The following is a 6,011-nucleotide window of genomic DNA, read 5'->3' as shown; positions in this document are numbered from 1 at the left end:
CCCCGGCCGCGTTCGCCGCCGCTTGGACGCAGCGAGAGGCGTCAGCTCCAGCCCAGGAGGTTGGGCGCCACCCAGGCGCACCTTGTGATCTCCAGAGAGACGAGTGATTGTTTGATCCTCTTGGGAGCACGGCTAGTCGGCGGGATGGCTCGACATGATCTTCGCGCTGATCATGGCGGTCGCGAACGCTGAGGCGCCGGCTCCGCAGACCTGCCTCGGCCAATTGGGCCGCGTTCTTTCGGTCGCGACGTTCAGCGGATCGCTGGACTGCGCTCACGACAAGCTTTCGGCGGTCCTTAAAAGAAGAGTCCGCGCCGGCGCGCATCGGTTCGACGTCTATGACTATCGCTACCAGCTCGCGCCGGTCTGTGCTGGTTGCGCGCCGCGCGGCGGACAGCGCGTGATCTTTCTGAGGGATGGAAAGTACTTCGGGCAGTACACGCCGTATAGCGTCGAGGTCCGGGTGGCTGGCGGCGAGATGCGCCTCACGCCAATCCCTGACAGCGGCGGCGCGATGCAGCCAGTCACCGTGCGGTTCAGGCCGTCTGGCCCTCCGAAGGCGATCTTGGTCAACGGCGAGGCGCTCGAGCTATTCCAATAAGCAGGTTCTCCAGCGTTCATGGATGACATGCTGCGGATGTTCGCGCCTATGATCCGTCCATGAGAAAGTTCGGCGCAGCCTGCGTCTTCGTTCTGTCGATCATCGCCGCGCCTGGGGCGCAGGCGTTTTGCGCCTACAAGGGCGTGCTCGACGCCAAGACCTCCGTCGCTCAGGAGTTCAGCGACGCCCAACTGGTCGTGAGGGCCAGGGTGCTATCGGCCAGCGACCATCTTTCGGACGAAGACGAATCCTGGACCGAGTATCGGCTTGAGGTGCTGCGCGCCTACAAGGGGCGCCCACCCGCGTCCCTTCGCTTTTTCACCTTCCGCAACAGCGGCGGGTTCTACCTTGATCTGCCGGGCCTGGCGCTGCCCGCCGCTCATGACATCGGCGGCGAATACCTGCTTTTCCTGAACCCCGCCGAAGACCCGGATGCGGTCGCCGAAGGATGGCCCGTCGCCGCCAAGGGCAGCTACGTGGTCAACTATAGCTGCGGCGTTTCAGCGCCTTGGCGGGAGGTAAGTCCGGCGTCTCGCAAGCAGCTGCTGAAGCTGTCGGGCCAGGTCCGTTAAGCGGCGTCGTCGCCTCTTCTCCCCGGATAAGGAGCCATCCTTACATCTCACGGCGAGACGATCGCGGGGCCGGGCGGGTTGCTCAAGGACCGCCCGCAGGGCGGCCGCGCGGCGGCGGCGCGGAGCGCCGTCCTTGACCAACCCGCCCGGCCCCGCACGCTCCAGCCTCCAAGAGATGTAAGGTTGGCTCCGACCTGGGGAGGTCGGGCGTGTTGAATCCTCTCCCAGAGGGAGAGGGCGGGGCCCGCCGCGCAGCGGTGGGAGGGTGAGGGGTTACTCGACCGTTGGCGACTGAATCGGGCATCGTCCTCCAAACGGAGGAGAGCCGTGATAAAGGCCTCGCATCGAAAGCAGCATTTCGTCGCCAAGAGCTATCTAAAAGCGTGGACGGATCCGAACACTCCCGAGAATCACGAGCCCTATGTTTGGTCCTTTCCAGTTGAGGGCGGGGCGCCAACAAACCGGCCACCCGTAAAGCTGCTTTGGGAACCGGAGATGTACACCCGCTTCGGCGAAGGCGGCGAGCGCGACCTTGGGATCGAAATGGCCTTACAGCGCCTGGAAACAGCCTTTGGCGTTGCCCGGAAAAACTATGTCGAAAAGCGCGCCAAGCTTCCGCCTCGAGAACTGGCGGTATTTATGGCCTTCGTCGCGGCCCAAAAGTTCCGTACCCCCGCCGCGCGTGAACACATGCGGGCGACCTGGGAGCCGGTCATCGATCGGATCGACCAGATGAAGCGGGGGCTCGATAAAATGACCCCGGAGCAGCGCAAGCGGGCCGCCAGCGTTCGAAGCATCTCTAGCGGCCCTTCAATGTCCGAAGACCAGGTCAGGAAACTCGCCGAGCAGCCGCTCCAAAAGCTGCTGCTCCCGACGGTCAAATCGCTTGTCCCGCATCTAACTCGCTTCAGCGCAGCGTTTCTGACGACGACCGACGAGACGGGATTCATAACCTCTGACGACCCGTGTGTTTGGTTTGATCCCGCGGCCCATCAAAGGCCGCCTATGCATCGCGCTCCGGCGCTTATGTATAAGACCCTGGAGATCACACTCCCGATAAGCCCAGACTGTCTGCTCCTCCTGAACAAGAAGGGGGTGGAGGGCTACTTTGAAATCCCACTTGCCGACGTTGATGAGATAAATCGCCGGACGCGGGCTTTCGCTGACAAAGTCTTCATAAGCCGGTCAGCGGAGGCAAAGCCGTTCTGGTATGAGCGGGGCGAGGCACCTAGTGAAGACGAGCTAGGGCCATCAATCCTGGGGTGAGCCGTAGCCGATCGTGCAGAGTGGCAGTAATGCCCACTCCATCTTGGAACTCGAAAGCGTCGGTTACCGACGGTCCCCCCCCCATCCCCCTAGACTCCGCACCCCCCGCCTGCCACACGCCCCGCCCCGCTCCCGGACCCCGCGTCCTGGGGCGCGCTCGTCGTTTGGGCTTCGGCCTCCGCGGCGAGATCAAATCCGTGGAAGGGTCGCCAAGCCCGCACCACGGCTCACCAGCGAGGGCTCTCGCCCTCACGAGAGGATAGTATGGCTAAGAAGATCCTGGGCTACATCAAGCTCCAGGTGAAGGCTGGCTCGGCCACGCCTTCGCCCCCCATCGGCCCGGCTCTGGGTCAGCGCGGCGTCAACATCATGGGCTTCTGCAAGGAGTTCAACGCGCGCACCGAGAACGTCGAAAAGGGCACCCCCCTGCCGACCGTCATCACGGTCTATCAGGACAAGTCGTTCACCTTCGTCACCAAGACGCCCCCGGCCACCTTCTACCTGAAGCAGGCCACGGGCCTGAAGTCGGGCGCCAAGCTGACCGGCCGCGAGACCGTCGGCCAGATCACCCGCACCCAGCTGCGCGAGATCGCCGAAAAGAAGATGAAGGACCTGAACGCCAACGATCTCGAGGCCGCCGCCAAGATCATCGAAGGCTCCGCCAAGGCCATGGGCCTGAAGATCGTGGAGGCCTAATCCAATGGCTAAGCAACCCAAGCGCATCAAGGCCTGGACCGGCGACCGCGACGCGGCGCACGCGCTCGACGCCGCCATTAAGCTGGTCAAGGAAAACGCCAAGGCCAAGTTCGACGAGACCATCGAGATCTCGGTGAACCTGGGCGTCGACCCGCGTCACGCCGACCAACAGGTCCGTGGCGTCGTCAACCTGCCGTCGGGCACCGGCCGTGACGTCCGCGTCGCCGTGTTCGCCAAGGACGCCAAGGCGGCCGAAGCGACCGCCGCGGGCGCCGAGCACGTCGGCGCCGAAGACCTGTACGAAAAGATCGCCGGCGGCTTCATGGACTTCGATCGCGTCATCGCGACCCCGGACATGATGGCCCTGGTCGGTCGCCTCGGTAAGGTGCTGGGCCCGCGCGGCCTGATGCCGAACCCGAAGGTCGGCACCGTGACCCCGAACGTCGGCCAAGCCGTGAAGGACGCCAAGGGCGGCGCCGTCGAGTTCCGCGTCGAAAAGGCCGGTATCGTTCACGCCGGCATCGGCAAGGCCTCGTTCACCGAGGAAGCCCTGCTGGTCAACGTCAAGGCTCTGATCGAAGCCCTGAACCGCTCCAAGCCCTCGGGCGCCAAGGGCGTGTTCATCCGTCGCGTCGGCCTGTCCTCGACGATGGGCCCGGGCTTCAAGGTCGACATCGCCTCGATCGGCTAAGCCTGGACTTTCAGTAAAGCGTAAGCGGACGGGCGCTGGAGCGATCCAGCGCCCGTTCTGCGTTTGGGGGAGATGGGGCCCCCGCATTGTCGCTCCGGCTAGCCGATGTTACCTTCCGGCTAGACGGAGCCCCGCCATGCCCTTCCACGTCCGCGATCCCGAGACCGACGCCCTGGTTCGCCAGCTGGCCGAAAAGACCAAGCTCGGCATCACCGAGGCCGTGAAGCTGGCCGCGACCGAGGCCTTGGCGGCGCGCGAAAAGGCGCGGGCCGAGAAGCTGGCGCGCGTCGACGCCATTCTTGCCGAGTTCGACAAGATGCCGCGCACGGGCCTGAAGGCCGATAAGGCTTTCATGGACATGATCAACGGCGACTGATGTTTGTCGACGCCTCGGCCTGGGTGGCCATCATCCTTCAAGAGCCGGAGCGCGAGCGCCTGCGTATCGCTTTAGCCGACGCCGAGGTCATCCTCACGTCGCCCATGGCGATATGGGAAACGGTCCGGGCCGTGACGCGTGAGGGTAGGGATCCGGTCGAGGTGGTGAGCGCGCGCCTGAGGGCCCTATTGGCCAGCTTTGGCGCGCGGGTCGTCGAGATCGGCGCTCTGGAAGGCCAGCTTGCGATCGACGCTCACGCCCGCTTCGGCAAGGGTCTCCACCCGGCGCGCCTCAACATGGGCGACTGCTTTTCCTACGCCTGCGCCAAGGTCCACGGCGTTCCGCTGCTCTACAAGGGCGAGGACTTTTCCCTGACCGACATCGAGGCCGCCTGACGTGACCGACGAACGGATCCTCGACGTCGCCGTGATCGGCGGCGGGCCGGCGGGGCTGATGGCGGCCGAGACGGTCGCCAAAGCCGGCAAGTCTGTCGCCGTCTTCGAGAAGATGCCGACCTTCGGCCGCAAGTTCCTGATGGCCGGGCGCGGCGGGCTGAACCTCACCCACTCGGAGGACTTCGAACGCTTCGCCGGGCGTTACGCGGAGCGGTCGGACGCCCTGCGGCCGATGCTGGAGGCGTTCACGCCCAATGACCTCGTCGCCTGGGCGCAAGGCTTGGGGCAGGAGACCTTCGTCGGGGCCAGCGGCCGGGTGTTTCCCAAGACGATGAAGGCCTCGCCGCTGCTGCGGGCCTGGCTTTCGCGGCTGGAGGGGCTGGGCGTGGCCCTGGAGCCGCGCTCCACCTGGAAGGGCTGGGACGCGGCCGGCCGGCTCTTGATCGAGGGGGCTGACGGCCGCCAGGCCGTGCGGGCGCGCGCGACGGTCCTGGCCCTGGGTGGGGCGAGCTGGCCCAAGCTCGGCTCGGACGCGGCCTGGGCGCCGCTGCTGCGGGTGGGCGGCTGCGAGATCGCGCCGTTCCGCCCGGCCAACTGCGGTTTCGACATCGGCTGGAGCGCGTTCTTTTCCGAGCGCTTCGCCGGCGAGCCGCTGAAGAACGTGGCCCTCGGCCTGGGGCAGGCGCGGTCGCGGGGGGACGCGATGGTCGCCCGCTACGGCCTCGAGGGCGGGGCGGTCTACGCCCTGGGCGGGGCGGCGCGCGACGCGGCCCTGGCCGGCGGGGCCACCCTGACCGTCGACCTGCGGCCCGACATCCCGGTCGAGACCCTGGAGCGGCGCCTGCACGCCCCGCGCGGCGGCCAGACCCTGGCCAACTTCCTGCGCAAGGCGGTCAAGCTCTCGCCCGTCGAGATCAATCTGCTGCGCGAGGCGCACGGCGTCGACCTGCCGCCGGCGCCGGCGGCCCTGGCCGAGGCGATCAAGGCCGCGCCCCTGGGCGTGACCGGTGTCCAGCCCCTGGACCGCGCCGTCTCGGCCGCCGGCGGGGTGCGCTTCGAGAGCCTGGACGGCCTGTTCCTCAAGGGCCGGCAGAACGTGCTCCTGGCCGGCGAGATGCTGGACTGGGAAGCGCCGACCGGCGGCTACCTGCTGCAGGCCTGCTTCGCCACCGGCGTGGCGGCGGGCCAGGCGGCGCTGGGGCGGCTCTCCTAGACCGAGCGTTGCGGCCCGGGCGTGATCACGCTCTATTCGCGCCCGCGCATCAGGGGAGAGCGACATGGCGGACGACAAGGTGAAGGGCCCGGCGTCCTATTTTCCGTCGATCGAAAAGAAGTACGGCCAGCCGATCGCCCACTGGAAGGCGCTGCTCCGCGCCGGCTATCCCGCGAAGCACATGGAACTGGTGGCCCTGCT

General features: G+C 66.7%; 10 protein-coding genes. All 10 read left to right on the top strand.

Annotated elements, in window-relative coordinates:
• The first annotated feature begins 154 nt into the window (after positions 1-154).
• On the top strand, positions 155-601 hold the full coding sequence (locus DI526_RS22935) for a hypothetical protein (RefSeq protein ID WP_304283217.1): 447 nt from the start codon (positions 155-157) through the stop codon (positions 599-601).
• Between the two features lie 59 nt (positions 602-660).
• A complete protein-coding gene (locus DI526_RS22930; protein WP_304283214.1) occupies positions 661-1,173 on the top strand; it encodes a hypothetical protein in 513 nt (170 codons plus the stop codon).
• 26 nt (positions 1,174-1,199) lie between these two features.
• The gene (locus tag DI526_RS22925; protein WP_304283221.1) at positions 1,200-1,310 is read left to right on the top strand and encodes a hypothetical protein; all 111 of its coding nucleotides are present in this window, start codon (positions 1,200-1,202) and stop codon (positions 1,308-1,310) included.
• 190 nt (positions 1,311-1,500) lie between these two features.
• Positions 1,501-2,439, top strand: a complete 939-nt coding sequence (locus tag DI526_RS22920) for a DUF4238 domain-containing protein (protein ID WP_304283211.1) — start codon at positions 1,501-1,503, stop codon at positions 2,437-2,439.
• Between the two features lie 264 nt (positions 2,440-2,703).
• Positions 2,704-3,135 carry a 50S ribosomal protein L11 gene (gene rplK, locus DI526_RS22915; RefSeq protein WP_304283208.1) on the top strand — a complete coding sequence of 144 codons (432 nt, stop codon included), beginning with the start codon at positions 2,704-2,706 and terminating at the stop codon, positions 3,133-3,135.
• A 4-nt stretch (positions 3,136-3,139) separates the two neighbouring features.
• A complete protein-coding gene (gene rplA, locus DI526_RS22910) occupies positions 3,140-3,826 on the top strand; it encodes a 50S ribosomal protein L1 (protein WP_304283205.1) in 687 nt (228 codons plus the stop codon).
• A 136-nt stretch (positions 3,827-3,962) separates the two neighbouring features.
• Positions 3,963-4,202 (top strand): type II toxin-antitoxin system VapB family antitoxin, encoded by a 240-nt coding sequence (locus DI526_RS22905; protein WP_304283202.1) that lies wholly within the window; start codon positions 3,963-3,965, stop codon positions 4,200-4,202.
• Positions 4,202-4,597: a type II toxin-antitoxin system VapC family toxin gene (locus DI526_RS22900; RefSeq protein WP_304283200.1), complete on the top strand. Its 396-nt coding sequence runs from the start codon at positions 4,202-4,204 to the stop codon at positions 4,595-4,597. Before DI526_RS22905 ends, DI526_RS22900 begins: the two co-directional genes overlap by 1 nt.
• Position 4,598: 1 nt before the next feature.
• Positions 4,599-5,810 (top strand): TIGR03862 family flavoprotein, encoded by a 1,212-nt coding sequence (locus DI526_RS22895; RefSeq protein ID WP_304283198.1) that lies wholly within the window; start codon positions 4,599-4,601, stop codon positions 5,808-5,810.
• Between the two features lie 64 nt (positions 5,811-5,874).
• Positions 5,875-6,011 (top strand): DUF4287 domain-containing protein (locus DI526_RS22890; RefSeq protein ID WP_304283219.1); only part of this gene is annotated, 137 nt, incomplete at its 3' end.

Origin of the sequence: Caulobacter segnis, assembly GCF_003243465.1 — a bacterium.
Lineage (GTDB): Bacteria > Pseudomonadota > Alphaproteobacteria > Caulobacterales > Caulobacteraceae > Caulobacter > Caulobacter segnis_A.
Note: the sequence above shows the minus strand (reverse complement) of the source record. Positions and strands in the feature narration are given on the sequence as shown.

What these genes read in the sequence shown, in the direction of transcription:
- DI526_RS22930 (WP_304283214.1), top strand. Translation starts at nt 661, where the DNA reads ATGAGAAAGTTCGGCGCAGCCTGCGTCTTCGTTCTGTCGATCATCGCC.
- DI526_RS22905 (WP_304283202.1), top strand. Translation starts at nt 3,963, where the DNA reads ATGCCCTTCCACGTCCGCGATCCCGAGACCGACGCCCTGGTTCGCCAG.
- rplA (WP_304283205.1), top strand. Translation starts at nt 3,140, where the DNA reads ATGGCTAAGCAACCCAAGCGCATCAAGGCCTGGACCGGCGACCGCGAC.
- DI526_RS22935 (WP_304283217.1), top strand. Translation starts at nt 155, where the DNA reads ATGATCTTCGCGCTGATCATGGCGGTCGCGAACGCTGAGGCGCCGGCT.
- rplK (WP_304283208.1), top strand. Translation starts at nt 2,704, where the DNA reads ATGGCTAAGAAGATCCTGGGCTACATCAAGCTCCAGGTGAAGGCTGGC.
- DI526_RS22900 (WP_304283200.1), top strand. Translation starts at nt 4,202, where the DNA reads ATGTTTGTCGACGCCTCGGCCTGGGTGGCCATCATCCTTCAAGAGCCG.